Raw genomic sequence first — 26,669 nt, forward strand, 5'->3', positions numbered from 1 at the left:
GCAGTCTCGCTCCTCCGCACCACCGAGCAGCAGCGGGACCACGAGAGCCGGGTATCACGCCATGCAGGACGACGACGCAACGCACGGGCCCCTCGCCGGCTTCACGGTCGGGGTGACCGCCGCCCGCCGGGCCGGGGAACTCGGCACCCTCCTCACGCGCCGGGGCGCCGCCGTCATGCAGGCCCCCGCCCTGCGCATCGTGCCGCTCGCGGACGACCGTGAACTCCTCACCGCCACCGAGGAACTGATCGAGCACGCCCCCGATGTCGTGGTCGCCACCACGGCGATCGGCTTCCGGGGCTGGGTGGAGGCCGCGGACGGCTGGGGGATCGGCGACCGGCTCCTGGACCGGCTGCGCGGGGTCGAACTGCTGGCCCGAGGCCCCAAGGTCAAGGGAGCCATCCGGGCCGCCGGGCTGACCGAGACCTGGTCGCCCGGCTCCGAATCCATGGCCGAAGTGCTCGACCGGCTCCTCGGCGAGGGCGTCGAGGGGCGGCGTATCGCCCTCCAGCTGCACGGCGAACCGCTGCCCGGCTTCGTCGAGTCGCTCCGGGCGGGCGGCGCCGAAGTCGTCGGCGTACCCGTCTACCGCTGGATGCCCCCGCAGGACATCGCCCCGCTCGACCGGATGCTCGATGTCACGGCGGCCCGGGGCCTGGACGCGGTCACCTTCACCAGTGCCCCCGCCGCCGCCTCGTTCCTGAACCGCGCCGAGGAGCGCGGTCTGCTCCCGGAGGTCCTGGGCGCCCTGCACGACGACGTCCTGGTGGCCTGCGTCGGCCCGGTCACCGCGCTTCCCCTCCAGGCCCGGGGCATCGGCACCCTCCAGCCCGAGCGCTTCCGGCTCGGCCCCCTCGTCCAGCTGCTCTGCGCCCGGCTCCCGGGCACCGCGCGCACCCTGCCGGTCGCCGGACACCGCGTCGAGATCCGCGGCCACGCCGTGCTCGTCGACGACGAGCTGCGCCCCGTGGCGCCCGCGGGCATGGCCCTGCTGCACGCGCTGGCCCGCCGGCCGGGCTGGGTGGTGGCCCGCGCCGACCTGCTGCGGGCGCTGCCCGGCAGCGGCTCCGACGAGCACGCGGTGGAGACGGCGATGGCCCGGCTGCGTGCCGCGCTCGGTGTGCCCCGGCTGATCCAGACGGTCGTCAAGCGCGGCTACCGGCTGGCGCTGGACCCGTCGGCGGACACCAAGTACGTGGGGTAGGGGCGCGGGTGCACGACGGGCCCGCGCACAGCGGGTCGGGGCGCGGGGACGAGGGCGCGGGGACGGCGTGCGAGAAGTGGCGTACGGGGACCGGGGTACGAGAACCGGCGTACGAGGACCGGGGCGCGGGCCACCGGAATCAGGCTCCCGCACCGGGAATCGGGCTCCCCGTACCGGCACCCGACGCCCGGCCCCGGGATAACGTAATCGGATGATCCACGACAGCCACCCCGTCGCCCAGGACGTGACTCTGCGGCCCGCGGCCCTCACCGACGCCCACTCGCTGGCCGCCGTACTCGTCCGCAACCGCGCCTACATGGCTCCCTGGGAGCCCATCCGTACCGAGGCCTTCTACACGCCCGAGGGACAGGCCGCGCGCCTCACCTCGATGCTGGTCGAGCGGAACGCGGGGCGCGCCATGCCCTGGGTGCTGGCCGACGGGGAGGACCGGGCGATCGGCGCCGTCACGTTCAACAGCATCGTGCTGGGACCGCTCCGCAGCGCCGGCCTCGGCTACTGGGTCGACGCCGACCGGGCGGGCCAGGGGCTCACGACCGCCGCCGTCCGTGTCGTCTGCGACATCGCCCGGGACGAGCTGGGGCTGCACCGGGTCGCGGCCGGGACCGCCCTCGACAACGTGGCCTCCCAGCGCGTGCTCGCCAAGTGCGGCTTCGAGCACATCGGCACCGCCCCGCGCTATCTCCACATCAACGGGGAGTGGCGCGACCACCGGCTGTTCCAGCGGATTCTGCACGACGACCCGCCGCGGGACTGACCCCCGCCCCCGGGGCGTGGCGGACGTGGAGATGGCGGCCCTGGAGATGGTCCGGGGGCAGCGCGGGCAGGATCCCGGCGAGCGCGTAGCCACACTTCTCCGCCACCCGGCACGAGGCCTCGTTGTCCACGTGGTGCAGCAGTTCCAGCCGGGCCGGCGCCCGTGCGCCGAGACCCAGGAACGCCCAGTCGGTGAGCGCCCCGAGCGCCCGGGGGGCCACGCCCCGGCCCCGGGCCGCCGCCGTCGTCCAGTAGCCGACCTCCGCCAGGTCCGAGGCGGGGCCGGACCGCTTCAGCGCGAGATGGCCGACCAGTTCGCCGTCCCGCTGCGTGTCGGTCACCGCGAAACCGAACCGGTCGCCGGACTCCCACCCCGCGCGCTGTACGTCCAGCCAGCGGGCCGCCTCCTCGGCGTCCGCCACCTGTGAGCGGAGCCAGAGGCGCATCGCGGGATCGTCGTACGCGCGGACCAGCGCCGCGATGTCCCCGGGGCCCCAGGGGCGCATCAGCAGCGACCCCGCCGTGAGCGTGACGGCTCCCTGATCGTTCTCCATGGCCACCACCGTACGGCGGCCCCTCCCCGGCATGCCCCGCGGTGGCAGGGGTTCCGGCCCGGACCGGGGACGGGCACTCTGGGAGTGGCATCCCCACCGGTGACCTGGAGGCGGTGACAGGCGCATGGCTACGGGCGTGGGCACGGGCAAGGGCACGGGTACGGGCGCGAGCCGCCGGCGGTTCGACTCCGGCCGGGTCTGTCTCGACCTGGTCGCGACCGGGACGGTCACCTCGGGCGCGGGCGAACTGCTCGACGGGCCCGAGCGGCTGGCCGACTGGCTGGTGGCCGCCCGGCTGGTCCCGGAAGGGACCGCGCTGACGGCCCTGGACGACACCTGGGTGACCCGCTTCCGGCAGCTGAGGGCGGGCGTCGACCGGCTGATGACCGCCGAACTCTGCGGCCGGGGCGCGGATGCCGCCCTGGACCGGGTGAACGCGCTGGCGGCCGGGGCGCCGCCGGGGCTGCGGGCCGTGCGGGGCCGCGGCGGCACTCTCGTACGGGCGCTGAGCGCCGAACCCGACTGCGGGGCGCTGCTCGCCGCCGTGGCCAGGGACGCCGTGGAACTGCTCACGGACCCGGCGGCGCGGGCGGTGCTGCGGCGCTGCGAGGGGGACGCCTGCCGCCGCCTCTATCTGGACACCTCGCGCGGAAGGCGCCGGCGCTGGTGCTCCAGCGAGGTCTGCGGCAACCGGGAACGGGTGGCCAGACACCGGCGCCGGGTGGCCGCGGGAGGCACCGGCACGTGATCCCTCGGGCGGTTCACGCCCCGTGCCCCGGCACGCGGTGACACCGGCGCGCAATCGGCGCGCGGCCGACAGGTGCGCTCGGGCCCCCCTTCGCATAAGGTTGACGGCTGCCCAGTGCACGTCAGAAGGGGGCCTCGGTGGCCGCGCAGGATGCCGCTGTCGATTCGTTGCGGGACCGGGAAATCGGTGTCGAGCAAGAACATCTGGACCGGGTTTACCACCGCCTCGAAGAGAAGATCCACGAGGCGGAATTTCTCATGCACGACGCCGTCAAGCGCGGGCAGGTCGGCACGCCCGGCGCGCTCGCCGAGCGGGACGCCCAGGTCTTCCGGGCCGGCGTCCACCTCAACCGGCTGAACAGCGAGTTCGAGGACTTCCTCTTCGGACGGGTCGACCTGCTGCTCGGCAAGGACGGTGAACGCGGCCCGGACGGCGCGTACACCTCCGTCGAGCCCGCCGACGACGCCGTACGCGAGGACGCCACCGCCGATATCGCGGAGACGCTCCACATCGGCCGCATCGGGGTCCTGGACTCCGACTACGCCCCTCTGGTGATCGACTGGCGTGCCCCGGCCGCCGCGCCGTTCTACCGGTCGACGCCGAAGGAACCGGGCCGGGTGGTACGCCGCCGGGTCATCCGCTCCAAGGGCCGCAGGGTCCTCGGGGTCGAGGACGACCTGATGCGGCCCGAGCTGACCGCGTACCTGGACGGCGAGAAGCTGCCCGTGATCGGCGACGGTGCGCTGATGGCCGCGCTCGGCCAGGCCCGCAGCCACACCATGCGGGACATCGTCTCCTCCATCCAGGCCGAACAGGACCTGGTGATCCGGGCCCCCGCCGCCTCCGTCACGGAGGTCACCGGCGGACCGGGCACCGGCAAGACCGCCGTCGCCCTGCACCGCGCGGCGTACCTGCTCTACCAGGACCGGCGGCGGTACGCGGGCGGCATCCTCATCGTCTCCCCGACCCCGCTCCTGGTCGCGTACACCGAAGGCGTGCTGCCCTCGCTCGGCGAGGAGGGCCAGGTCGCGATCCGCGCGGTCGGCTCGCTGTCCGACGAGGCGGCGGGCGTCGCCGGGGCCACCACGTACGACGAACCGGCCGTCGCCCGGGTCAAGGGCTCCTCCCGGATGCTCCAGGTGCTGCGCAAGGCCTCGCGCGGAGCCCTGGAGACCCCGGGCACCCGTTCGGCACCGAGGGAGGGCCAGCTCGCCTTCGGCGAGGAGGCGTCGGACGGCCCCGCCGCCACACCGACCCGGCTGCGGGTGGTCGCCTTCGGCGCCCGTGTCGAGCTGAACGCCGACGAGCTCCAGCGCATCCGGCACAACGTCCTGGGCGGCACCGCGCCGGTCAACCTGCTGCGCCCGCGCGCCCGCAAGCTGCTGCTGGACGCGCTCTGGAGCAAGTCCTCGGGCAAGGGCCGCTACACCGACCCCGAACTCGTCGCGGAACTGCGCTCCTCCTTCGACGAGGACGTCTCCACGGAGACCCCGTTCCTGGTCTTCCTGAACGCCTGGTGGCCCGAACTCACCCCGCGCGGGGTGCTCGCCGCGATGGCCGACGAGAAGCGGCTCGGCCGCTGGGCACGACGGGTGCTCAACCAGGGGGAGGTACGGCGGCTGGCCCGTTCGCTCAAGCGGCTCGACGCCGATGGGCAGGGCCCCCTGTCCGTGCACGACGTGGCGATCCTGGACGAGCTCCAGGCGCTGCTCGGCACCCCGCACCGGCCGAAGAAGAAGCGCGAGTACGACCCGCTGGACCAGCTCACCGGGCTGGAGGAGCTGATGCCGCAGCGCGAGGAGACCCAGCGCGAGCGCGCGGAGCGGCTGGCGGCGGAGCGCACCGAGTACGCGCACGTCATCGTCGACGAGGCGCAGGACCTGACGCCCATGCAGTGGCGGATGGTCGGCCGTCGCGGCCGGCACGCCACCTGGACGATCGTCGGGGACCCGGCGCAGTCCTCCTGGTCCGACCCGGACGAGGCGGCGGCGGCCCGGGACGAGGCGCTCGGCAGCCGTCCGCGCCGGCGCTTCACCCTCACCGTCAACTACCGCAACCCGGCGGAGATCGCCGAGCTCGCGGCGAAGGTGCTGGCGCTCGCGATGCCCGGAACCCCGTCCCCGTCCGCCGTCCGCTCGACCGGGGTGAAGCCCCGCTTCGAGACCGTGCGGGACGGCGACCTGGCCGCCGCCGTGCGCGAGGAGGCACGCCGGCTGCTCGCCGAGGTGGACGGCACGGTCGGTGTGGTGGTGGCGATGAACCGCCGCGCCCAGGCCCGCACCTGGCTCGCGGAGCTGGGGGAGCGGGTGGTGGCGCTGGGCAGCCTGGAGGCGAAGGGCCTGGAGTACGACGCCACGGTCGTCGTCTCGCCCGCCGAGATCGCCGACGAGTCCCCGGCCGGGCTGCGGGTGCTGTATGTGGCGCTGACCCGGGCGACACAGCAGCTCACCGTGGTCTCGGGGGAGCGGGACATGCCGGACGAGGACGGTGTTCCGGACCTGCTGCGGGACTGAGAGGGGCCGGCCGGGGCCGACCCGGGCAGAACGGATGGCCGGGAACGATTCGATTCCGGGTCAACCCGCCGTGGGGGAATCACTTCTCGGGGGTGTTTGTTAGCCTGGTGTCGGCACCGGCTCGATCCAAGCCCCCGGGCCCAACCTTCGTCGCTACGAGCGACCACTTGCCGCGAGGCGAGCATGGCGGGTCGGTGCCGCTCAAGTGAAAAAGACAGGCCCGCGTCACCTGATGGTGGCGCGGGTCTGTTCTTGTTGGGGGAGCGGCAGGGGTTCCGCCGGAACGGCGACTTCTCGTATGGTGGAAAATGCTTTCCGAAGCGTGGCACTCATTACCGGCTACCGGTCGGTAGGTGCGACGATCGGGAAGCGTGTACGGGGCGATTGCCCCGGCCGCGTAGCAATGAAGCTAAGGAAAGCGAAGGACTCGGCCATGGCAACGGCGCCCAGCGTCTCGTACTCGATGACGGTCAGGCTGGAGGTGCCCGCGAGCGGCACAGCGGTCTCCCAGCTCACCACGGCCGTGGAGTCCTCCGGAGGTTCTGTCACCGGCCTCGACGTGACCGCTTCCGGCCACGAGAAGCTGCGGATCGATGTCACCATCGCGGCCTCCTCCACCTCGCACGCGGACGAGATCGTCGAAGGTCTGCGCGACATCGAGGGCGTCGTGCTCGGCAAGGTCTCCGACCGTACGTTCCTGATGCACCTCGGCGGCAAGATCGAGATGGCGTCCAAGCACCCCATCCGCAACCGTGACGACCTCTCGATGATCTACACGCCGGGTGTCGCCCGGGTCTGCATGGCGATCGCCGAGAATCCCGAGGACGCCCGCCGTCTGACCATCAAGCGCAACTCCGTCGCAGTTGTGACGGACGGCTCCGCCGTGCTCGGCCTCGGCAACATCGGCCCGATGGCCGCACTGCCGGTGATGGAGGGCAAGGCGGCCCTCTTCAAGCGCTTCGCCGGCATCGACGCCTGGCCGATCTGCCTGGACACCCAGGACACCGACGCCATCGTCGAGATCGTCAAGGCGATCGCCCCGGGCTTCGCGGGCATCAACCTGGAGGACATCTCCGCGCCCCGTTGCTTCGAGATCGAGGCGCGGCTGCGCGAGGCCCTGGACATCCCCGTCTTCCACGACGACCAGCACGGGACCGCGATCGTCGTGCTGGCCGCGCTGACCAACGCCCTGCGCGTGGTGGGCAAGGACATCGGGGACGTACGGGTCGTCATGTCCGGTGCGGGCGCCGCCGGTACGGCCATCCTGAAGCTGCTCATCGCCGCGGGCGTCAAGCACGCGGTCGTCGCCGACATCCACGGTGTGGTGCACGCGGGACGCACGGACCTGGTCTCCGCCGACCCCGATTCGCCGTTGCGCTGGATCGCCGACAACACCAACCCGGAGGGCGTCACCGGCACCCTCAAGGAGGCCGTCGTCGGCGCCGACGTCTTCATCGGCGTCTCCGCTCCGAACGTCCTGAACGGCGCCGACGTCGCGGCGATGGCGGAGGGCGCGATCGTCTTCGCGCTCGCGAACCCGGACCCCGAGGTGGACCCGGCGATCGCCCGCCAGACGGCGGCGGTCGTCGCCACCGGCCGGTCCGACTTCCCCAACCAGATCAACAACGTGCTGGTCTTCCCGGGTGTCTTCCGAGGTCTGCTGGACGCCCAGTCCCGCACCGTCAACACGGAGATGATGCTCGCCGCGGCCGGCGCCCTGGCCGATGTCGTGGCCGAGGACGAGGTGAACGCGAACTACATCATCCCGTCGGTCTTCAACGACAAGGTCGCGGGAGCCGTCGCGGGCGCGGTCCGGGCCGCCGCGAAGGCGGCGGGAGCCGACGCGGCGACGCCGGCCGTCCAGGCGTAGCACCTTTCCGCGGGGCTTTCCCGCGGGGACCTGTCACGGTTCCCGCGGGGAGTGCCGTACCTCACGCGGGCCGCCGTACGGCGCGTCGCGGGTCGCGGCGCCCCAAACGCCCCTTTAGGGTGGGCGGGCAGCGGGCCCCGCAGGCCCGGCATCCGCTGCGGACCGCTCAGGCCAGTCGACGGAACGTCACCACGAGCAAACCGTGGCGCTTTTCGTGTGACCCCGGAGGGTTCCGGATTGGCTTTCCCGCCGCAGGTGGGGGCAGGATGCGTAATCGGGCGCGAGGGTCTGACATCAGACCCGGGTCCGGGGACTGTCAGAGGGCCCTGGCAGCATCGGCTTCGATCTCACGCCTCACAGGCAAGAAGAACACGGGAGTAACAACATGAACCGCAGTGAGCTGGTGGCCGCCCTGGCCGACCGCGCCGAGGTGACTCGCAAGGACGCCGACGCCGTGCTGGCCGCGCTCGCCGAGACCGTCGGTGAGATCGTCGCCAAGGGCGACGAGAAGGTCACCATCCCCGGCTTCCTGACCTTCGAGCGCACCCACCGTGCCGCTCGCACCGCTCGTAACCCGCAGACCGGCGACCCGATCAACATCCCGGCCGGCTACAGCGTGAAGGTCTCCGCGGGCTCCAAGCTCAAGGAAGCCGCCAAGGGCAAGTAAGTCTTCTCGGGCCCGTCGTCGCACGACAGGCCCCGTGGACGCGAGAAGGGCGGCCACCCCCGACCGGGGTGGCCGCCCTTCGGCGTGTCACGTGGTGCCCCGCACGGGCTCCGGCCGTCGCGGGGGCGGGGCGAGGGGCCGCAATGGCCTGTACGGGCCTGTACGCGGCGCCCAGCGGGGCTGTAGGCCCTGCCCCGGAACCCCGCGACCCCGTGGTCGCGCCCGCGACCGCCCGCCGCACCGCACACGACCCCCGCCCACCGCATGCGGCAGCCCGCCGGTCCGGCCCCGGATGCGGGGCGGAACGGCGGGCTGCGGCGCACGGCCGGTGCTGTACGGCGGCCGTCCGGGTGTACGAGCTGCGCAATGCTGTGTGCGGCAGCACTGTGCGGGTGGGCCGGCCCGGGGTGTCACCCGGCGTCGCCCGGTGTCATCCGTCGCGTCAGACGAGCGAGCCGCCGGGCAGTTCGACCTTCGCGCCGAGCCTCTCCAGCTTGTCCATGAAGTTCTCGTAGCCGCGGTTGATCAGGTCGATGCCGTGCACCCGGGACGTGCCCTGGGCCGCCAGCGCGGCGATCAGGTACGAGAACCCGCCACGCAGATCGGGGATGACCAGGTCCGCGCCCTGGAGCTTCGTCGGCCCGGAGACGACCGCGGAGTGCAGGAAGTTGCGCTGGCCGAAGCGGCAGTCGGAGCCGCCCAGGCACTCGCGGTAGAGCTGGATGTGGGCACCCATCTGGTTGAGCGCCGAGGTGAACCCGAGCCGGGACTCGTACACCGTCTCGTGGACGATGGACAGGCCCGCGGCCTGCGTCAGCGCCACCACCAGGGGCTGCTGCCAGTCGGTCTGGAAGCCGGGGTGCACGTCGGTCTCCAGCGCGATGGCGTTCAGCGCGCCGCCGGGGTGCCAGAAGCGGATGCCCTCGTCGTCGATCTCGAACGCCCCGCCGACCCGGCGGAAGGTGTTGAGGAAGGTCATCATCGAGCGCTGCTGGGCGCCGCGCACATAGATGTTGCCCTCGGTCGCCAGCGCGGCGGACGCCCAGGAGGCGGCCTCCAGGCGGTCCGGGATCGCCCGGTGCGTATAGCCGTCGAGCCGGTCGACACCCGTGATCCGGATCGTCCGGTCGGTGTCCACGGAGATGATCGCGCCCATCTTCTGCAGTACGCAGATGAGGTCCTCGATCTCCGGCTCCACGGCCGCGTTGGACAGTTCGGTGACGCCCTCGGCGAGCACCGCCGTCAGCAGTACCTGCTCGGTGGAGCCCACCGACGGGTAGGGCAGCCGGATCTTCGTGCCGCGCAGGCGCTGCGGGGCCTCCAGATACTGGCCGTCCGCCCGCTTCTCGATGGTCGCGCCGAACTGGCGCAGCACCTCGAAGTGGAAGTCGATCGGCCGGCCGCCGATGTCGCAGCCGCCGAGGCCCGGGATGAAGGCGTGGCCCAGCCGGTGCAGCAGCGGGCCGCAGAAGAGGATCGGGATGCGCGACGAGCCGGCGTGGGTGTCGATGTCGGCGACGTTCGCGCTCTCGACGTGCGACGGGTCGAGAATCAGTTCGCCCGGTTCTTCACCGGGGCGCACGGTCACACCGTGCAGCTGGAGAAGTCCCCGGACCACCCGTACGTCACGGATGTCGGGCACATTGCGGAGTCGGCTGGGACCGCTGCCGAGCAGCGCGGCGACCATTGCCTTCGGCACCAGGTTCTTGGCGCCTCGGACGCGGATCTCGCCCTCCAGCGGGGTTCCGCCGTGGACAAGCAGGACATCGTCTGTGCCGGTCATGAATCTCGCGTTCCGGAGTGGTCGGGCGGGGGGCCAACGAAAAGGGTAATGGCCTCCTACCCCCATTCCGTAAGGCAAAGGGGGGTGGACGAACGTCATGAATCCGCCACAACACGCTCCGCGCCCCCGCACGTGCGGAGGGTCACCCTCCGCAACGCCCGCCCGCGGTGCGCTCCCCGTGCATCCGTGCGCCCTGAGCTGCGCTCGCTCGGCCCGGGTGGGCCGTGGCGCCATCCGGTGTCCACCGGGGCCGAAGATGCGGGATCATTTCTGCCATGACCGAGGTGTCCTCGCTCACAGGGCGACTGCTCGTGGCCACACCCGCACTGGCGGACCCGAATTTCGACCGGGCGGTGGTGCTTCTTCTCGACCACGACGAGGAGGGTTCGCTCGGCGTTGTCCTGAACCGCCCGACCCCGGTCGGCGTCGGTGACATCCTCGCGTCCTGGGCCGGGCTGACGGGTGAGCCCGATGTGGTCTTCCAGGGCGGCCCCGTCTCGCTGGACTCCGCCCTGGGGGTGGCGGTCATCCCCGGGGACGAGGGCCCGCTCGGCTGGCGCCGGGTGCACGGTGCGATCGGGCTGGTGGACCTGGAGGCGCCGCCCGAGCTGCTGGCCGCCGCGCTGGGCTCGCTGCGGATCTTCGCCGGGTACGCCGGATGGGGGCCGGGCCAGCTGGAGACCGAGCTGACGGACGGCGCCTGGTACGTGGTCGAGTCGGAGCCGGGCGATGTCTCCTCGCCGCGCCCGGAGAACCTCTGGCGGGCTGTTCTGCGCCGCCAGCGCAGTGAGCTGGCGATGATCGCGACGTATCCGGACGACCCTTCGCTCAACTGACTCGCGCGACTTTCAGTACCCTTGGCGGTTATGAGCACTCTTGAGCCCGAGCGCGGGGCAGGTACGGGGACCCTCGTAGAGCCGACGCCGCAGGTGTCGAACGGCGACGGCGACCACGAGCGCTACGCCCATTACGTCCAGAAGGACAAGATCATGGCGAGCGCCCTGGAGGGCACTCCCGTGGTGGCACTGTGCGGCAAGGTCTGGGTACCGGGGCGTGACCCCAAGAAGTATCCGGTCTGTCCCATGTGCAAGGAGATCTACGAGTCCATGGGCGCCGGCGGCGACAAGGACAAGGGCAAGGGCGGCAAGGACAAGAAGTAGTCCTCGCTCCCGGACACCCTCCGGAAGATGCCCCCGGGGCGCGCAGAGATGCGCGCCCCGGGGGCTTTTCGTATGCCCGGCGCGCCCGGCAGGGGTGCGTGGCGTGTGCGGCGTGCGCCCGGCTCGTCCCCCGGCGTGTGCGGCGTGTGCCCGGCTCGTCTCCCGGCGTGACGGGCGTGTGTCCGCGCGCCCGGCGCGGGGTCTCCGGGGAGGCGTCCGGGAGGGCGTCCGGGGAGGCGTCCGGCGGATGGCCGGTATTGCTCCCCTGCGAGAGCCCCTGTGCGAACCCCCGTGCGAGGCCGCGCGTTGCACGGGCTGCACCCGTGGGTCACAGAGTGGTAGAGACCACTTGTCGGCGCGAAAGTCCGGACCTACTCTCCTGCCAGTTGTGCAGAACGAAACGCCCGTTGCGCATGTTGCAACGGCCGATCGGTAAGGGTTCCTTATGAAGCTTTCTGCCCGAATTGCTGCTCCCGCGGCGGCACTTGTGCTGGCGGGGCTCACCGCCACCGCCTGCGCGCCCCAGACCTCGGACACCAGTGCGAAGGGTGATGAGAAGACCGGCACCCTGCGCGTCTGGCTGTTCCAGGAGGTCGGCAACAAGCCCAAGGAGAAGGTCGTCGACGCGGCCGTGGCCGACTTCAGGAAGAGCCACAAGGACGCGAAGGTCGAGGTCGAGTACATACCCGTCGACACCCGCGCCCAGCGGATCAAGGCGGCCTTCAACGACCCCAAGAGCGCGCCGGACCTCATCGAGTACGGCAACACCGACACGGCCGGATACGTGAAGGACGGCGGACTGGCCGATGTGAGCGCGGAGTTCGCCGCCTGGGACGAGGCCAAGGACACCGACCCGACCGCCAAGCAGTCCGTGACCGTCGGCGGCAAGGTCTACGGAGCCCCGCTCTTCGTCGGCGTACGCGCGCTCTACTACCGCACCGACGTCTTCGAGGACCTCGGCATCGACGCCCCCAAGTCCCAGGCCGAGCTGATCTCCACCGCCAAGAAGATCCACAAGGCGAAGCCCGACCTCTACGGCCTCGCGGTCGGCGGTGCCTACACCTACGGCGCGATGCCGTTCATCTGGGCGAACGGCGGCGAACTGGCCGGGGAGAGCGGCGGTACGTACAAGTCGGCCATCAACAGCGACAAGGCCCGCAAGGGCATCGAGGCCTACACCTCGCTCTTCGGCGACGACAACTGTCCGGCCGCCAAGTGCGCCTCCATGGGCGGCAACGCCACCGTCACCGCCTTCGCCTCCGGCAAGGCGGCCATGGCGATCGGCGGCGACTTCAGCCACACGGCGGTCGAGGCGGGCTCGGTCAAGGGCAAGTACGCCGTGGTGCCGCTGCCCGGCGTGGCCGAGGGCTCCATCGCCCCCGCCTTCGCCGGCGGCAACAACATCGGCGTGCTCAAGAGCAGTTCGCACCGCACCCTCGCCGTCGACCTGATGAAGTCGCTGACCGGGAAGAAGACCCAGGCCGAGCTGTTCGACGCGATGGGCTTCCTGCCGACGTACACCGACGTGCTGGACAACGCCGCGAAGAAGCAGCCGTTCGTCGCGCCGTTCGTCCGGACGCTGGGCGCGGGCGCCAAGTTCGTACCCGCCTCGGCGGGCTGGGCGCAGATCGACGCCTCGCTGATCCTGCCGACGATGTTCCAGGAGGTCGTCAGCGGCCGTAAGGACGTGGCACAGGCCTCGGACGACGCGGCGAAGAAGATGGACGCGGCGTTCACCGCCGCGGGCTGACGATGACCACGGACACCACGGCGTACAAGAGCTCCGGCCGGGCCGGCCCGTCCCGGCGCGGCGCCACCGCGCCCGGACGCCCGCCCCGGCGGCTCCGCTCCCCGTCCACCCGGCGCCCCGGCTGGACCCCCTGGCTCTATCTGCTGCCCGCGCTCGTCCTGCTGGCCGGGCTGCTGGTCTACCCGATCTACCAGCTCGGCCTGATCTCCTTCCTGGAGTACACCCAGGCCCAGGTCAGCGGTGGCGAACCGACCACCTTCAAGGGCTTCGGCAACTACGCGGCCCTCTTCAACGACGGCCAGTTCTGGCAGGTGCTCCTGGCCACCGTGGTCTTCGCCACGGCCTGTGTGCTGGCCACCCTGCTGGTCGGCTGCGCCCTCGCCGTCCTGCTGACCCGGATCCGCGCCCTGCCCCGGCTCGCGCTGATGATGGCCGCGCTGGGCGCCTGGGCGACGCCCGCGATCACCGGCTCCACCGTCTGGGTCTTCCTCTTCGACCCCGACTTCGGACCGGTCAACAAGGTGCTGGGGCTGGGTGACTTCTCCTGGACGTACGGGCGCTACAGCGCCTTCGCGCTGGTGCTCCTCGAAGTCCTCTGGTGCTCGTTCCCGTTCGTCATGGTGACGGTGTACGCGGGCATCCGGGCCATCCCCACCGAGGTGCTGGAGGCCGCGTCGCTGGACGGCGCCTCCCAGTGGCGCGTCTGGCGTTCCGTCATGGCACCGATGCTGCGCCCGATCCTGATCGTCGTCACCATCCAGTCGATCATCTGGGACTTCAAGGTCTTCACCCAGATCTACGTCATGACCAACGGCGGCGGCATCGCGGGCCAGAACCTGGTGCTGAACGTGTACGCGTACCAGAAGGCGTTCGCGTCCTCGCAGTACAGCCTCGGATCGGCGATCGGCGTCGTGATGCTGGTGATCCTGCTGGCCGTCACGCTGGTCTATCTGCGCCTCGTACGGCGCCAGGGGGAGGAACTGTGAGCCCGACCGGCACCGCCACCGGGACCGACGCCACCGAGACCGCCGCCGTCACCGCGTCCGCCGCCTCCCGCCCCGCTTCCGCGGGTGCCCGGCTGCGCACGGTCCTGCGGGTCCGCCGGCCCGGCCGGCTGGCGGCCGAGGCGGCGGCCCTGCTGATCGCCGCCGCCGTCGCCTTCCCGCTGTACTGGATGGTGCTCTCCGCCGTGAAACCGGCGGGCGAGATCCAGTCGGCCGAGGCCCGTCCCTGGACGCTGTCCCCGTCGCTCGACTCCTTCCGCCGGGTCTTCGAACAGCAGGACTTCGGCCGCTACTTCCTCAACAGCCTGCTCGTCGCGGGAACGGTCGTCCTCGCGTCCGCGCTGATCGCGTTCCTGGCCGCCACGGCCGTGACCAGATTCCGGTTCCGCTTCCGCACCACGCTGCTGATCATGTTCCTGGTCGCACAGATGGTGCCGGTCGAAGCGCTGACCATCCCGCTCTTCTTCCTGATGCGGGACTTCGGACAGCTGAACACCCTGGGCTCGCTGATCCTGCCGCATCTCGCCTTCTCGCTGCCGTTCGCGATCTGGATGCTGCGCGGCTTCGTCAAGGCGGTCCCGGAGGCGCTGGAGGAGGCCGCGTACATCGACGGGGCGAGCCGCACCCGCTTCCTGTGGCAGATCCTCTTCCCGCTGGTCTTCCCGGGCCTCGTGGCGACGAGTGTCTTCTCCTTCATCTCGACCTGGAACGACTTCCTCTTCGCGAAGTCCTTCATCATCAGCGACACCTCCCAGTCCACGCTCCCGATGGCGCTGCTGGTGTTCTTCAAACCCGACGAGAACGACTGGGGAGGGATCATGGCAGCCTCGACGGTGATGACCATTCCCGTGCTGGTCTTCTTCGTACTCGTACAGCGACGCCTGGTCTCGGGACTGGGCGGAGCGGTTAAGGACTGACGTCATGCCCATGGACCTGATCCCGGCGCCCCGGAACACCCGTGGGGCGGGGCGGCCCGGATTCGCTCCGGACCGGGACACCACCATCACCGCGGCACCCGGCACCGAGAACACGGCACGCTGGCTGCGCACCACGCTCGGGGCCGCCTTCGGCCTGCCGCTGTCGCCGCGCGCCGGCACCACCACGGGCCCCCGGAGCGCACCGGGCCCCGACAGCGCGCCGGGCGCGGAGAACACCACCCGCGCCGGGAACACCGTGGAACTGCTCATCGACCCGGACCTGGAGTCCGAGGGCTACCGGCTGTCCATCGACCCCGGACACGGCATCCGCATCACCGGCGGCAGCGCCGCAGGCGTCTTCTGGGGCGCGCAGACGCTCCGCCAGCTGCTGGGCCCCGAGGCCTTCCGGCGCGCCCCGGTGACCGCGGAACCGGACCTGGGCCTCCCCGCACTGGAGATCGAGGACGGTCCCCGCTTCGCCTGGCGCGGCCTCATGCTCGACGTCTCACGGCACTTCATGCCCAAGGAGGACGTCCTGCGCTATCTCGACCTCCTCGCCGCCCACAAGCTGAACGTCTTCCACTTCCACCTCACCGACGACCAGGGCTGGCGCGTGGAGATCAAGCGTCACCCCCGCCTCACCGAGGTCGGCGCCTGGCGCTCACGTACCAAATACGGCCACCGGGCCTCCGAACTGTGGGACGAGACCCCGTACGGCGGCTACTACACGCAGGACGACATCCGCGAGATCGTCGCGTACGCCGCCGAGCGGCATATCAGCGTCGTCCCCGAGATCGACATCCCCGGCCACTCGCAGGCCGCCATCAGCGCGTATCCCGAACTGGGCAACACCGACGTCATCGACACCACCACCCTCTCCGTCTGGGACACCTGGGGCATCAACCCGAACGTACTCGCCCCCACTGACAACACCCTGCGCTTCTTCGAGGGCGTCTTCGAGGAGATCCTGGAGCTCTTTCCCGCCACGACCTCGCCCTTCATCCATGTCGGTGGCGACGAGTGCCTGAAGGACCAGTGGCGCGAGTCCCCGACCGCCCAGGCCCGGATCGCGGAACTCGGCCTGGCCGGCGAGGACGGGCTCCAGGCCTGGTTCATCGGCCACTTCGACACCTGGCTCACCGAGCGCGGGCGCCGCCTCATCGGCTGGGACGAGATCCTCGAAGGCGGCCTTCCCCAGGGTGCCGCGGTCTCCTCGTGGCGCGGATACGCGGGCGGCGTCGCCGCCGCCGAGGCCGGGCACGACGTCGTGATGTGCCCCGAGCAGCAGGTCTACCTGGACCACCGTCAGCACGGCGGCCCCGACGAGCCGATGCCGATCGGGTTCATCCGGACCCTGGAGGACGTCTACCGCTTCGAGCCCGTACCGCCGGGCCTCTCCGAGGAGGCGGCCCGTCACATCCTGGGCACCCAGGCCAATGTGTGGACCGAGGTCATGCAGAACCGGGCCCGTGTCGACTACCAGGTCTTCCCGCGCCTCGCGGCGTTCGCGGAGGTCGCGTGGTCGGCGCTGCCCGCCTCCGCCGACCGGGACTTCGCGGAGTTCGAGCGCCGGATGACCACGCACTACGCCCGGCTCGACGCCCTCGGCGTCGACTACCGCCCGCCGGGCGGCCCGTTGCCCCGGCAGCAGCGCCCCGGCATCCTCGGACGCCCGCTGGACGGTCCGCCGCCGAACGTCTGAGTCACCCTGCCGGGCGGTTTCCGGGCCGCCGGGTTGCCCGCGCCCGCGTGAATTTCACGCGGGCGCGGGGCGTGCGGAACGAACCGCGCAAGTCGCACAGGACTCGCCGAAGAGTGGCAATTCACACTCTGCGTCAAACAGGTGCGAAAGCGGATTTTCCCCCTGGTCAGGGACGGATGCGTCCTTCGTGGACCCTCGCGTCGGTCCGGTCGGAAGATGTGCCAGAGTTGCCACGTCCGGGCTGTGAGCACGTACCGTACGGCGGAACAGGCGGACTGCCGGGACACCGGGAAGGGGCAGCTGGGTTGACCACGCACGCACCGCAGGCGATGCAGTCGGTGACACTGCCGGCCTCGTTGGACGAGGCCGTGGCGGCACTCGGCGCCATGCCCGCCGCAGTTCCGGTCGCCGGTGGCACGGACCTGATGGCGGCCGTCAACAAGGGGCTGCTGCGCCCCTCCGGACTGGTCGGTCTCGGCCGGATCAGCGAGCTGCGCGGCTGGCACTACCAGGACGGCCACGCGCTGCTCGGCGCGGGCCTCACCCACGCACGCATGGGACGGCCCGACTTCGCCGCCCTCATCCCCGCGCTCGCCGCCTCCGCGCGCGCGGCGGGCCCGCCCCAGATCCGTAACGCCGGAACGCTCGGCGGCAACATCGCCACCGCCGCGCCGACCGGTGACACCCTGCCGGTCCTCGCGGCCCTGGAGGCCGAGCTCGTCATCGCCGGCCCCGGCGGAGCCCGCCGCGAGATCCCGGTCTCGCACCTGCTGGCCGGCCGCGAGATGCTCGAACCCGCCGAGCTGGTCGGCTTCGTCCGCGTACCGCTGCTGCACGCCCCACAGGTGTTCCTGAAGGCGACCGGCCGCACCGGACCGGGCCGCGCCACCGCCTCCGTCGCGATCGTCCTGGACCCGGCCCGGCGCGGTGTGCGCTGCGCGGTCGGCGCCATCGCCCCGATGCCGCTGCGCCCGCTGGAGGCCGAGCGCTGGATCGCCTCGCTGATCGACTGGGACGGCGAACGCGGGCTGGCCCCCGACGCGCTGGCCGCCTTCGGCGAGTACGTCGCCGCGGCCTGCATCCCGGACCAGGTACCACCGGACGACGGGGGAGAGGCACCGCCGCTGTCCCCGGCCGTACTGCACCTGCGGCGTACCGTCGCCGCACTGGCCCGACGCGCGCTGGGGAGGGCACTGTCGTGAGCAATGAGGAAAACCCCGGACAGCAGGGGCACTCCGGCGGGTCCGACCCGCACTACGGGGCCTGGCAGCCGACCCCGCAGAGCGGTGAGTACGACGCCGACGCCACCGCGTTCGTCCACCTGCCGCCGGAGGACCTGGCCAACGTCCCGCTGGCCGCGCCCGGCCACGGGTACGTACCGCCGATGATCCTGCCGCTCACCCCGGCGGTGGGCCTGGACCCGACGGCGACGGGCAGCTGGGTCGTACAGACGCAGGCCCAGCAGGCGCAGGCCGAGGCGAGGGCGCAGAACCAGGCCCCCGGCGCGGTGCACTGGCCGGACCCGAACCAGCAGGGCCTTCAGAACCAGCAGGGGCTTCAGAACCAGCAGGGCCTGCGGAATCAGCAGAGTCCGCCGGACGGGCGGAGCGCGCTGGACGAGCAGCGCATGCACGAGGAACAGCGCATGCGCGACGAGCAGTACATGCGCGCCCAGCAGAACCTGTCGGGTCAGGGCGACCAGCCTGACCGGCAGGGTTTTCCGGACCAGCGGAGCCATTTGGACCAGCACGGGCTGACCGGTCAGCACGGTCTGCCCGACCAGCACGGTCTGTCGGACCCGTACCTGTCGCCGTATCAGGAGACCGCGCACTCGACGGCCCAATGGAACTTCAGCGAGGTCACCGGCGAGCCGCCCGCAGCCGACGCGGGGCCGGAGTCCATCGAGCCCGTGGGCCACACCGGCGAGTGGACGATCCCGGTGGCGGACGGGGATCTGCCGGACGAGTCGGGCGAGTTCCTGGCCTCGGCGCAGGCACCCCAGTGGTACGCCGACAGCGCGCCTCCGGCCACGCTGCCGGGCGGCGCCCCCGCACCGTGGGCGGCACCGGAGGCCCCGGCGCCGGTTCCGGCGCCCGAGGCCACCTCCGCCTCCGCCTCCGCCTCCGCCTCCGCCTCCGCCTCCGCCTCCGCCTCCGCCTCCGCCTCCGCCTCCGCCGAAGCGGTCGCCACGGTCGAGCCCTCCGCCGAGTCGCCCATGTCCGGCCCCGGCGATCACGGGCACATCGACGCGCAGGCCCCCGCCGGAGTGTCCGCCGACGCGCTCACCGACGAACCGCTCGACGCCCACGCCGACGCCCAAGTCGACGCCCACGTCCATGTCCACGCCGACGCCGACGAGTTCACCGGCGAGCTCACCGAGGGGGTCGCCGGGACCGTCGCCGGAACGACGGCCGAGGGTGCCGCGGAGGAGACCGCCGGAGCCGCTGCCGGAGAGACCGCCGAAGCGGCCACCGAGCCGGTGACCGGACCAGCCGCCGAACCGGTGTCGGAACCGGCCGGGGAACCGGCCGCCGAAGTGATGGTCGAGGGTCTCAGCGAGCACCCCGCGGCCTCCTACCTCCTGCATGTGAACGGCGTCGACCGCCCGGTGACCGACGCCTGGATCGGCGAGTCCCTGCTCTACGTGCTCCGCGAACGCCTCGGCCTCGCCGGTGCCAAGGACGGCTGCTCGCAGGGCGAATGCGGGGCCTGCAACGTCCAGGTCGACGGTCGTCTCGTCGCGTCCTGCCTGGTCCCCGCGGCCACGGCGGCGGGCAGCGAGGTCCGTACGGTCGAGGGCCTCGCCGTCGACGGCGAGCCGTCCGACGTCCAGCGGGCACTCGCCCGTTGCGGGGCCGTCCAGTGCGGCTTCTGCATCCCCGGCATGGCCATGACCGTCCATGACCTGCTGGAGGGCAACCACGCCCCCAGCGAACTGGAGACGCGCCAGGCACTCTGCGGCAACCTCTGCCGCTGCTCCGGATACCGGGGTGTGCTCGACGCCGTGGCCGAGGTGGTGGAGGCCAGGGAGGCGAGCGCGGAAGCGGCCGGGACCGCCGCCCACGACCACGACGAGGACGAAGCACGCATTCCGCACCAGGCCGCGCCCGGTGCGGGCAGTGTCCGCAGGCCCCACCCGCACGAGGGAGGCGCGCTGTGAGGCACGCACGCAGACCCGCCGCACAGCACCACGACGCCACCACCACACAGGTCACCATCTGCTGCCGCCGCAGCGGGGCGAACGACAAGGAGGCGGCGTGAGCAGCGACGCATCCACCGCGGCCAACGCGACCAGCACCACCCTGCCCAGGATCGACGCCACGGGCAGCGGCCCCGGCCCGGACGAGGAGAAGCCCGCACTCGGCCTCGGCGTCTCGCTCCCGCCCGCCGACACCCGCGCCAAGACCGAGGGCACCTTCCCGTACGCGGCCGACCTGTGGGCCGAAGGCCTGCTGTGGGCGGCCGTGCTGCGCTCGCCGCACCCGCACGCCCGGATCCTGTCCGTCGATGTCTCCGCCGCGATGGAGATGCCCGGGGTGCGTGCCGTCGTCACGCACGAGGACGTCCCCGGGGACAGCGCCTACGGCCGCCGGGTCGTCGACCGCCCGGTGTTCGCGTCCGACCTGGTACGCCACCACGGTGAACCGATCGCCGCGGTCGCCGCCGAACACCCGGACACGGCACGCCTGGCCGCGGCGGCGATCGCCGTCGAGTACGAGGTCCTGGAACCGGTCACGGACCCGGAGAAGGCCTTCGCCGCCGAGCCCCTGCACCCCGACGGCAACCTCATCCGCCATATCCCGCTGCGCTACGGCGACCCGGAGGCGACCGGCGAGGTCGTCGTCGAGGGCCTCTACCGCATCGGCCGCCAGGACCCGGCCCCGATCGGCGCCGAGGCCGGGCTCGCGGTGCCCCGCCCCGACGGCGGCGTGGAGATCTACACGGCCTCCACCGACCCGCACACCGACCGCGACCTGGCCGCGGCCTGCTTCGGCCTGGCGGCGGACCAGGTGAAGATCGTCGTGACCGGCGTCCCCGGCGCGACCGGCGACCGTGAGGACCCGGGCTTCCAGATCCCGCTCGGCCTGCTCGCCCTGCGCACCGGCTGCCCGGTGAAGCTGGCCGCCACCCGCGAGGAGTCCTTCCTCGGCCACGCCCACCGTCACCCGACGCTGCTGCGCTACCGCCACCACGCGGACGCGGAGGGCCGGCTGGTCAAGGTCGAGGCCCAGATCCTGCTGGACGCGGGCGCGTACGCGGACTCCTCGTCCGAGTCCCTGGCCGCGGCCGTGGCCTTCGCCTGCGGTCCGTACGTCGTACCGCACGCCTTCATCGAGGGCTGGGCGGTGCGCACGAACAACCCGCCCTCCGGCCATGTGCGCGGCGAGGGCGCGATGCAGGTCTGCGCCGCGTACGAGGGCCAGATGGACAAGCTGGCCGCCAAGCTCGGCATGGACCCGGCGGAACTGCGGCTGCGCAACGTCCTGTCCACCGGCGACATCCTGCCCACCGGCCAGACGGTGACCTGCCCGGCCCCGGTGGAAGAACTCCTCGGTGCCGTAAGGGACTTCCCGCTTCCCGTGCTGCCCAAGGACGCCCCGGAGGACGACTGGCTGCTCCCGGGCGGCCCGGAGGGCGCGGGCGAGCCCGGGGCCGTACGCCGGGGCGTCGGATACGCGCTCGGCATGGTGCACATGCTCGGTGCCGAGGGCACGGACGAGGTCTCCACGGCCACGGTCCGGGTCCACGACGGCATCGCCACGGTCATCTGCGCGGCGGTGGAGACCGGCCAGGGGTTCACCACGCTGGCCCGCCAGATCGTCCAGGAGACCCTGGGCATCGAGGAGGTCCACGTCGCCTCGGTCGACACCGACCAGCCCCCGGCGGGCCCGGCGACGCACGGCCGTCACACCTGGGTGTCGGGCGGTGCGGTGGAACGGGCCGCCAAGATGGTCCGCACCCAGCTCCTCCAGCCGCTGGCCCACAAGTTCGGGATGTCCACCGAGCTGCTCCAGATCGCCGACGGCAAGATCACCTCGTACGACGGGGTCCTCTCCACGACGGTCACGGAGGCCATGGACGGCAAGGAACTCTGGGCCACCGCCCAGTGCCGCCCCCATCCCACCGAACCGCTCGACGATTCCGGCCAGGGCGACGCGTTCGTCGGCCTCGCCTTCTGCGCGATCCGCGCCGTGGTGGACGTCGACATCGAGATCGGCTCGATCCGGGTGGTCGAGATGGCCGTCGCCCAGGACGTGGGCCGGATCCTCAACCCCGCCCAGCTGGCCATCCGTATCGAGGCGGGCATCACCCAGGGCATCGGCGCGGCCCTCACGGAGAACCTCCGGACCGCCCGTGGCCTGATCCGCCACCCCGACCTCACGGGCTACGCACTTCCGACGTCCCTGGACGCTCCGGACATTCGCATCGTCAAACTGGTCGAAGAGCGCGACGTGGTGGCCCCCTTCGGCGCCAAGCCCGTCTCGGCCGTACCCGTCGTGACCGCCCCCGCCGCAGTGGCCTCCGCCGTCCGCTCGGCAACCGGACGCCCGGTCAACCGCCTGCCTGTCCGGCCCCAGGCGGCGGTGGCAACGCCCAAGTCCTGACTGTCCAATTGATGATGTGATTCGCATTGCACGTGCAACCCAGGGATGCGAGTTGTCAGTGATGCTGACTACAGTGATGCCCAAAGCTGTAGCCAGCTGTAAACGGGGAGGGTGCTGTGGAGCCGACTGAGGCTGCCGTGGCGGGGTTCGCGGCGATGCCGTTCGGATCGATCATCGGGGCCGCGCACAGCGCGGTCGGTGAACTGGTCACCGAACTGTCGTCATTCACGAAGTTCCGCGACCGTATCGACGAACTGCTGACGGACCTCAAGACGTCCCCCGCCGGCCCGAACAAGCTGGGCGAAGACCCGGTGACCAAGGGCCAGTTCGGCGACCCCAGCTGGTCAGAGGCGAGCGGCCTCTACACGACGTACAACACGGTCATCACCGAGCTCGAAACCCTGTCGAAGCTGCTCTCGGACTCCATCGAAGGCATGGGCATCGCGGTCCTCGCCTCCCACAACGGCTACGAGAACCTGGACATCGACATCCGGCGCCGCATGCTGGCGATCAGCAAGGAAGCGACCGAGCACTACGGCGGTGCCTACGACCCGACGAAGCAGGACGGCAAGCCGACACCGGCGCCCACGTCCACCGAGTCCACCGGTGACGGCATCTGATGACAACGACGATCACAGGCATGACACGGGGATAGCGGGGGCTGGATATGGGAACGTCATTCGAAGGCATGTCTCATGAGCAGATGCTGGCCTGGCTCGACCAGGCGAACAGCGGGGCTGTTCAGGGAGCGGCCGACCGGCTGCTGAGCGCGGCCACGGAGATCCGCAAGATCGCGGAGGACCTGAAGATCCGCCCGCAGATGGTGGAGTGGAAGGGCGAGGGCGCGGACGCCTTCCGCACCTGGAGCGCGGACCTGGCCAACTCGACGCTGCGCCTGGGCGACTACAGCGAGGGCGCCTCGAAGTGGCTGGCCCGCGCCTCCGACGCGATCGCCGCGGCCCAGGTGGCGATCCCCCGCACCCACGCCGGCGCGGCAGCGAACCTGGCAGCGGCCAAGGAAGCGCGCAACGACCCGGATGCGTCGGCGGTCGCACGCGAGGCCGCGGACACCCTGCTGGCGAACAAGGAGGCGAACCGCCAGGAAGCGGCCGCGCAGATGCGGAAGCTGGCGGAGTCGTACGCGTTCTCGTCATCGCAGATGAAGGGCCTGGAGAAGCCGGTATTCCCGCCGCCGCCGGCGGCGATCTCTGCACCACCCGAGGAAGGGCGTGGGCAGTACGAGAATGTCGGGCGTGGCGTAGGGGCAGCTGTCGGCAGCGCTGGGCACGTTTCAGGCCCACAGGCCCCCGGCCCTGAAGGGCCGGGCAACGTCACTGCTCCGCCGATCTATGGTGAAACGCCCGGAGCCCCGGTTCGTCCCACCGTGGCCCAGCCGGTCGACATGGGGATCGACAGCGTGGCAACGCTGCCGGACCCTTCGACGCTCCCCCCGACCACCACGCCGAACGTTCCGAGTCCGGGCAGGCCCGAGACCGGCCTTCCAACGTCACCCACCGTGCTTCCCAACGTCGGACCGGTCGCTCCGCCCACGACGAGTGGAGGCGGCCGTGGGCTGCCGAATGGCGTACGGCCTCCCATACCCACTGCGGGACCTCCGAATTTCAGCGGTCCCGGTACCCGGCCTCCCGGTCCCGGCATTGTCGGTGGACGTCCCGTGCCGCAGACCCCTGGCCGCCCCATGGGTGGGCTCCCTCGCACCCCTGTGATCGGAAATGAGGGAACGCACGCCAGCCGTGGACCGATGGGACATGGTCCGGCAATGGGCGGTACCAGCGGTGGCCAGAGTGGCATTGTCGGCGGTCGCCGTCTCGCCGGTGAGACGGGCGGCATGGTGGGCGGTCGCCCGCAGCAACCCGGGCATGCCACCGCACGCCCGTTCACGCCCGGAGGCACGGGATTGGTGCGCGGAGGTACGTCGCCTGAAGGCGCCCGCGGCACTGGCCAGTTCGGGCGAGGGGGCGCAATGGCTGCACAGCGCTCAGGGGAGCCGCGTCGGGATGAGGGTGCTGACCGGCCCGACTACCTCACTGAGGACGAGGAAACCTGGCAACAGGGCAACCGCCGCATAGTTCCGCCGGTTATCGACTGACCAGTAATAACCTGGAAAAGGGATCAGATGCTTACCAGTAAGAGCAATGCGGGAGCGTACCGCTTTCGTACGGTGATTTCCGGTGCGCTCGGGCTTTTGCTGGTAGGCGCTGCATCAGCCCCGGCGCATGCAGAAACTGTGCGCTCCAAGCAGTGGCATCTTGATGCCATGCAGGCCGAGAACATGTGGAAGGTGAGCACCGGGAAGGGCGTCACTGTTGCTGTCATCGACTCGGGAGTCGATTCCTCCAATGGTGATCTCCGAGGGCAGGTAGTAAAGGGACTCAATCTGGAGAAGGATATTCCAGGGGATGAGTTCGACGATTACAATGGCCACGGCACGGGCATGGCGGGCATCATCGCTGGCACAGGCGAGAGTTACGGTGGTGACGGCGCCTTTGGCCTTGCTCCCGGAGCTAAAATCCTCCCCATTCGTATGCCGAAGTCGACGGACGCGGCCAACCAAGCCGCATCCGATCGAGAGTTCAGTCGGACGGCGCCTCAAGCCATCCGATTTGCTGTTGACCACGGGGCCAAAATCATCAATATGTCCTTGGGGAGGCAAACTAATTCACAGGCCGTATCGGATGCTGTGAAATATGCCCTGCAGAAAGACGTGTTGATCTTTGCAGCCGTCGGGAACACCGGCGACTCTGCAAATTTGGTGGAGTATCCTGCTGGGACGCCAGGGGTAGTTGGGGTCGGTGCCATCGGTAGAGACCTCAAGAAGACGAAGGAATCACAATTCGGGCCGCAGGTGGATCTTTCTGCACCCGGTGAAGAAATGATCTACGCCTGTGCGGGCAAAACAGGTGTATGTAAAGGGCATGGCACCAGCGACGCAACTGCCGTTGCCTCCGCCTCCGCCGCTCTCATCTGGTCCAAGTACCCTGACTGGACGAATAACCAGGTCCTGAGGGTCATGCTGAATACGGCCGGAGGCCCGGTCAGTGGTGACGAGCGCACGGACGCCATCGGATACGGCATCGTCCGTCCCCGTATCGCGCTGAAGACCCCCGGTGACCCCGGCCCCGCCGATGAGTACCCGCTTCCCGACTTGGCCGCAGCCGAAAACCCCGCCCCTTCCGCCAAGCCTTCTAAGGCCACGGGGAGTTCCGAGTCGGACGACAAGCCCGCTGCTGCCGCCCCTTCGACCGATGGAGACGGTGGCAGCAACACCGGTCTCTGGATCGGCATCGGTGTCGGGGCTGCTGCACTGATCGGCGGAGGCGTGGCGGTCGTGGCAGTACGGTCGCGTCGTCGAAACGCAGCTGCCTCGCCGTCGGCCGCACCTCACTCGCCGCAGTACCCGGGGCAGGCCCCGCCCGCGTACCCGCAGCAGCCGCAGGCACAACCTCCGTATCAGGGCTACGCACCGCCGCAGAATCCTCCTGGGCCCAAGCCGCCTTATGGCGGCGCGCCGGGACAGGGGCCTCGTGTCTGAGGCGAAGCCGCGTCGATGGCGCGGGATCTTCGTACCTTCATTTCACCCTTTGCGGTGAGGACTTGGCTGGATCGGTGGACTGCGAGATCCGGTGGCGGAACTGCGCAAGTCTCAGTCGGCATTGGCCCACTCGGCACCCCGCCCCGGGTCCGAGCACTTTCGTGTGTGTGCGGCGGAGGTATTGAGGCTTCCTCAGACGAAGGGCCGCACTCTTCGCCGCCGCCAGGGATTACGGGACAGCCCTTGGCAAGCGCTCCTGCGGATGATTCGCAGCAGGCGCTTGCCCTCGGTGTCATCGATTTCGCGGGCGCGTACTCGTGCTGTCGCCCGGACAGCCTGGCGGACGGTGCTTGCCAGGGCTGGAGGTGACTTCGGTTGGTCAGTCCGCTATCGGGCTCTGCGGGACTTGCGCTCGCGTGAATCCGTGGCTCCGCTCCACTTTCGCGACATGCAGTGTGTAGCTCTGGTACCACTCGGCCGGTCCGCGCTTTCGCGCCGCGCGGTGCTCGGCGTTGCTCCGCCATTCCGTGAGGGCGTCGGCATCGCGGAAGTACCCGACGGTGATGCCCAGACCGCCCGGAGTCCGCGCGTGGTCCATCCCGAGGAATCCAGGGATGTCCTTCACCAGCTCTTCCATGCGTGAGTTGGTTTCGCTGTAGCCGCTCCGGTCCTGGGTTCGCACCGTCGTGAAGACAGCCGCGTAGTAGGGAGGTTCATAGGCCTCGACGGGCGCAACAGGCGCTTCCGAGTGATCGCTCATGGCGTCACCGTAGGGCGGCATGCGCTCAACGACCCAGCGTCATTCCTGAACGGGATACACCGAGGGATCAGGTTGGTGATCGAAGCCGTCTGAGCTCTTCCCCA

At 71.0% G+C, this 26,669-nt stretch carries 21 protein-coding genes; 18 read left to right on the plus strand and 3 right to left on the minus strand.

Translation table 11 applies throughout. The features are described from left to right. Positions 1-61: 61 nt before the first annotated feature. Together ABT170_RS19360 and ABT170_RS19365 are read left to right on the plus strand one after the other, a co-directional pair. Entirely contained in the window at positions 62-1,204 is a 1,143-nt protein-coding gene (locus ABT170_RS19360) for a uroporphyrinogen-III synthase (RefSeq protein ID WP_351868845.1), read from the plus strand. 211 nt (positions 1,205-1,415) lie between these two features. Beyond that, positions 1,416-1,979: a GNAT family N-acetyltransferase gene (locus ABT170_RS19365; RefSeq protein WP_329944197.1), complete on the plus strand. Its 564-nt coding sequence runs from the start codon at positions 1,416-1,418 to the stop codon at positions 1,977-1,979. Here ABT170_RS19365 and ABT170_RS19370 read toward each other — a convergent pair. Further along, positions 1,912-2,532: a GNAT family N-acetyltransferase gene (locus ABT170_RS19370; protein WP_351868848.1), complete on the minus strand. Its 621-nt coding sequence runs from the start codon at positions 2,530-2,532 to the stop codon at positions 1,912-1,914. The genes ABT170_RS19365 and ABT170_RS19370 overlap by 68 nt on opposite strands. Positions 2,533-2,656: 124 nt before the next feature. On the opposite strand from ABT170_RS19370, the gene ABT170_RS19375 reads away from it, so the two are divergent. From ABT170_RS19375 to ABT170_RS19390, 4 genes are all read left to right on the plus strand, one after another. Further along, positions 2,657-3,280 carry a CGNR zinc finger domain-containing protein gene (locus tag ABT170_RS19375; RefSeq protein WP_351868851.1) on the plus strand — a complete coding sequence of 208 codons (624 nt, stop codon included), beginning with the start codon at positions 2,657-2,659 and terminating at the stop codon, positions 3,278-3,280. A gap of 137 nt (positions 3,281-3,417) precedes the next feature. Further along, entirely contained in the window at positions 3,418-5,793 is a 2,376-nt protein-coding gene (locus ABT170_RS19380) for a HelD family protein (protein WP_329944200.1), read from the plus strand. A gap of 433 nt (positions 5,794-6,226) precedes the next feature. After that, on the plus strand, positions 6,227-7,663 hold the full coding sequence (locus tag ABT170_RS19385; RefSeq protein WP_329944201.1) for an NAD-dependent malic enzyme: 1,437 nt from the start codon (positions 6,227-6,229) through the stop codon (positions 7,661-7,663). 385 nt (positions 7,664-8,048) lie between these two features. After that, positions 8,049-8,330 (plus strand): HU family DNA-binding protein, encoded by a 282-nt coding sequence (locus ABT170_RS19390; protein ID WP_003968811.1) that lies wholly within the window; start codon positions 8,049-8,051, stop codon positions 8,328-8,330. A 442-nt stretch (positions 8,331-8,772) separates the two neighbouring features. On the opposite strand, the gene murA is transcribed toward ABT170_RS19390, so the two are convergent. After that, positions 8,773-10,113, minus strand: coding sequence for a UDP-N-acetylglucosamine 1-carboxyvinyltransferase (murA, locus tag ABT170_RS19395; protein ID WP_329944202.1), 1,341 nt, complete (start codon positions 10,111-10,113; stop codon positions 8,773-8,775). A gap of 275 nt (positions 10,114-10,388) precedes the next feature. On the opposite strand from murA, the gene ABT170_RS19400 reads away from it, so the two are divergent. From ABT170_RS19400 to mycP, 12 genes are all read left to right on the plus strand, one after another. Continuing rightward, on the plus strand, positions 10,389-10,949 hold the full coding sequence (locus ABT170_RS19400; RefSeq protein WP_266931523.1) for a YqgE/AlgH family protein: 561 nt from the start codon (positions 10,389-10,391) through the stop codon (positions 10,947-10,949). A 30-nt stretch (positions 10,950-10,979) separates the two neighbouring features. Continuing rightward, a complete protein-coding gene (locus ABT170_RS19405) occupies positions 10,980-11,273 on the plus strand; it encodes a DUF3039 domain-containing protein (RefSeq protein ID WP_072484142.1) in 294 nt (97 codons plus the stop codon). A 445-nt stretch (positions 11,274-11,718) separates the two neighbouring features. Beyond that, complete coding sequence (locus ABT170_RS19410) at positions 11,719-13,023, plus strand: extracellular solute-binding protein (protein ID WP_351868856.1); 1,305 nt, start codon at positions 11,719-11,721, stop codon at positions 13,021-13,023. A 2-nt stretch (positions 13,024-13,025) separates the two neighbouring features. Then, positions 13,026-14,009 carry a carbohydrate ABC transporter permease gene (locus ABT170_RS19415; protein WP_351868859.1) on the plus strand — a complete coding sequence of 328 codons (984 nt, stop codon included), beginning with the start codon at positions 13,026-13,028 and terminating at the stop codon, positions 14,007-14,009. A gap of 92 nt (positions 14,010-14,101) precedes the next feature. Beyond that, a complete protein-coding gene (locus tag ABT170_RS19420) occupies positions 14,102-14,944 on the plus strand; it encodes a carbohydrate ABC transporter permease (RefSeq protein WP_329944406.1) in 843 nt (280 codons plus the stop codon). Positions 14,945-14,948: 4 nt separating this feature from the next. Then, complete coding sequence (locus ABT170_RS19425; RefSeq protein ID WP_351868862.1) at positions 14,949-16,646, plus strand: beta-N-acetylhexosaminidase; 1,698 nt, start codon at positions 14,949-14,951, stop codon at positions 16,644-16,646. Positions 16,647-16,951: 305 nt separating this feature from the next. Beyond that, positions 16,952-17,848, plus strand: a complete 897-nt coding sequence (locus ABT170_RS19430) for an FAD binding domain-containing protein (RefSeq protein WP_329944206.1) — start codon at positions 16,952-16,954, stop codon at positions 17,846-17,848. Then, a complete protein-coding gene (locus ABT170_RS19435; protein ID WP_351868865.1) occupies positions 17,845-19,806 on the plus strand; it encodes a (2Fe-2S)-binding protein in 1,962 nt (653 codons plus the stop codon). The genes ABT170_RS19430 and ABT170_RS19435 overlap by 4 nt, the downstream gene beginning before the upstream one ends. 97 nt (positions 19,807-19,903) lie before the next feature. Beyond that, on the plus strand, positions 19,904-22,252 hold the full coding sequence (locus ABT170_RS19440; RefSeq protein WP_329944208.1) for a xanthine dehydrogenase family protein molybdopterin-binding subunit: 2,349 nt from the start codon (positions 19,904-19,906) through the stop codon (positions 22,250-22,252). Between the two features lie 116 nt (positions 22,253-22,368). Then, positions 22,369-22,872 (plus strand): DUF2563 family protein, encoded by a 504-nt coding sequence (locus tag ABT170_RS19445; RefSeq protein WP_329944209.1) that lies wholly within the window; start codon positions 22,369-22,371, stop codon positions 22,870-22,872. Positions 22,873-22,940: 68 nt separating this feature from the next. Then, positions 22,941-24,362, plus strand: coding sequence for a WXG100 family type VII secretion target (locus ABT170_RS19450; RefSeq protein ID WP_351868869.1), 1,422 nt, complete (start codon positions 22,941-22,943; stop codon positions 24,360-24,362). 27 nt (positions 24,363-24,389) lie between these two features. Then, positions 24,390-25,805 carry a type VII secretion-associated serine protease mycosin gene (gene mycP, locus ABT170_RS19455; RefSeq protein ID WP_351868872.1) on the plus strand — a complete coding sequence of 472 codons (1,416 nt, stop codon included), beginning with the start codon at positions 24,390-24,392 and terminating at the stop codon, positions 25,803-25,805. Between the two features lie 379 nt (positions 25,806-26,184). Here mycP and ABT170_RS19460 read toward each other — a convergent pair whose 3' ends face one another. Further along, a complete protein-coding gene (locus ABT170_RS19460; protein WP_351868875.1) occupies positions 26,185-26,565 on the minus strand; it encodes an antibiotic biosynthesis monooxygenase family protein in 381 nt (126 codons plus the stop codon). Positions 26,566-26,669 lie beyond the last annotated feature (104 nt).

Source organism: Streptomyces sp. NPDC001787 (genome assembly GCF_040297465.1).
Lineage (GTDB): Bacteria > Actinomycetota > Actinomycetes > Streptomycetales > Streptomycetaceae > Streptomyces.

Bases quoted from the DNA above. Each gene is read 5' to 3' on its own strand.
- ABT170_RS19360 (WP_351868845.1), top strand. From the start codon at position 62: ATGCAGGACGACGACGCAACGCACGGGCCCCTCGCCGGCTTCACGGTC.
- ABT170_RS19365 (WP_329944197.1), top strand. From the start codon at position 1,416: ATGATCCACGACAGCCACCCCGTCGCCCAGGACGTGACTCTGCGGCCC.
- ABT170_RS19370 (WP_351868848.1), bottom strand. From the start codon at position 2,532: ATGGAGAACGATCAGGGAGCCGTCACGCTCACGGCGGGGTCGCTGCTG.
- ABT170_RS19375 (WP_351868851.1), top strand. From the start codon at position 2,657: ATGGCTACGGGCGTGGGCACGGGCAAGGGCACGGGTACGGGCGCGAGC.
- ABT170_RS19385 (WP_329944201.1), top strand. From the start codon at position 6,227: ATGGCAACGGCGCCCAGCGTCTCGTACTCGATGACGGTCAGGCTGGAG.
- ABT170_RS19390 (WP_003968811.1), top strand. From the start codon at position 8,049: ATGAACCGCAGTGAGCTGGTGGCCGCCCTGGCCGACCGCGCCGAGGTG.
- murA (WP_329944202.1), bottom strand. From the start codon at position 10,113: ATGACCGGCACAGACGATGTCCTGCTTGTCCACGGCGGAACCCCGCTG.
- ABT170_RS19400 (WP_266931523.1), top strand. From the start codon at position 10,389: ATGACCGAGGTGTCCTCGCTCACAGGGCGACTGCTCGTGGCCACACCC.
- ABT170_RS19405 (WP_072484142.1), top strand. From the start codon at position 10,980: ATGAGCACTCTTGAGCCCGAGCGCGGGGCAGGTACGGGGACCCTCGTA.
- ABT170_RS19410 (WP_351868856.1), top strand. From the start codon at position 11,719: ATGAAGCTTTCTGCCCGAATTGCTGCTCCCGCGGCGGCACTTGTGCTG.
- ABT170_RS19415 (WP_351868859.1), top strand. From the start codon at position 13,026: ATGACCACGGACACCACGGCGTACAAGAGCTCCGGCCGGGCCGGCCCG.
- ABT170_RS19425 (WP_351868862.1), top strand. From the start codon at position 14,949: ATGCCCATGGACCTGATCCCGGCGCCCCGGAACACCCGTGGGGCGGGG.
- ABT170_RS19450 (WP_351868869.1), top strand. From the start codon at position 22,941: ATGTCTCATGAGCAGATGCTGGCCTGGCTCGACCAGGCGAACAGCGGG.
- mycP (WP_351868872.1), top strand. From the start codon at position 24,390: ATGCTTACCAGTAAGAGCAATGCGGGAGCGTACCGCTTTCGTACGGTG.
- ABT170_RS19460 (WP_351868875.1), bottom strand. From the start codon at position 26,565: ATGAGCGATCACTCGGAAGCGCCTGTTGCGCCCGTCGAGGCCTATGAA.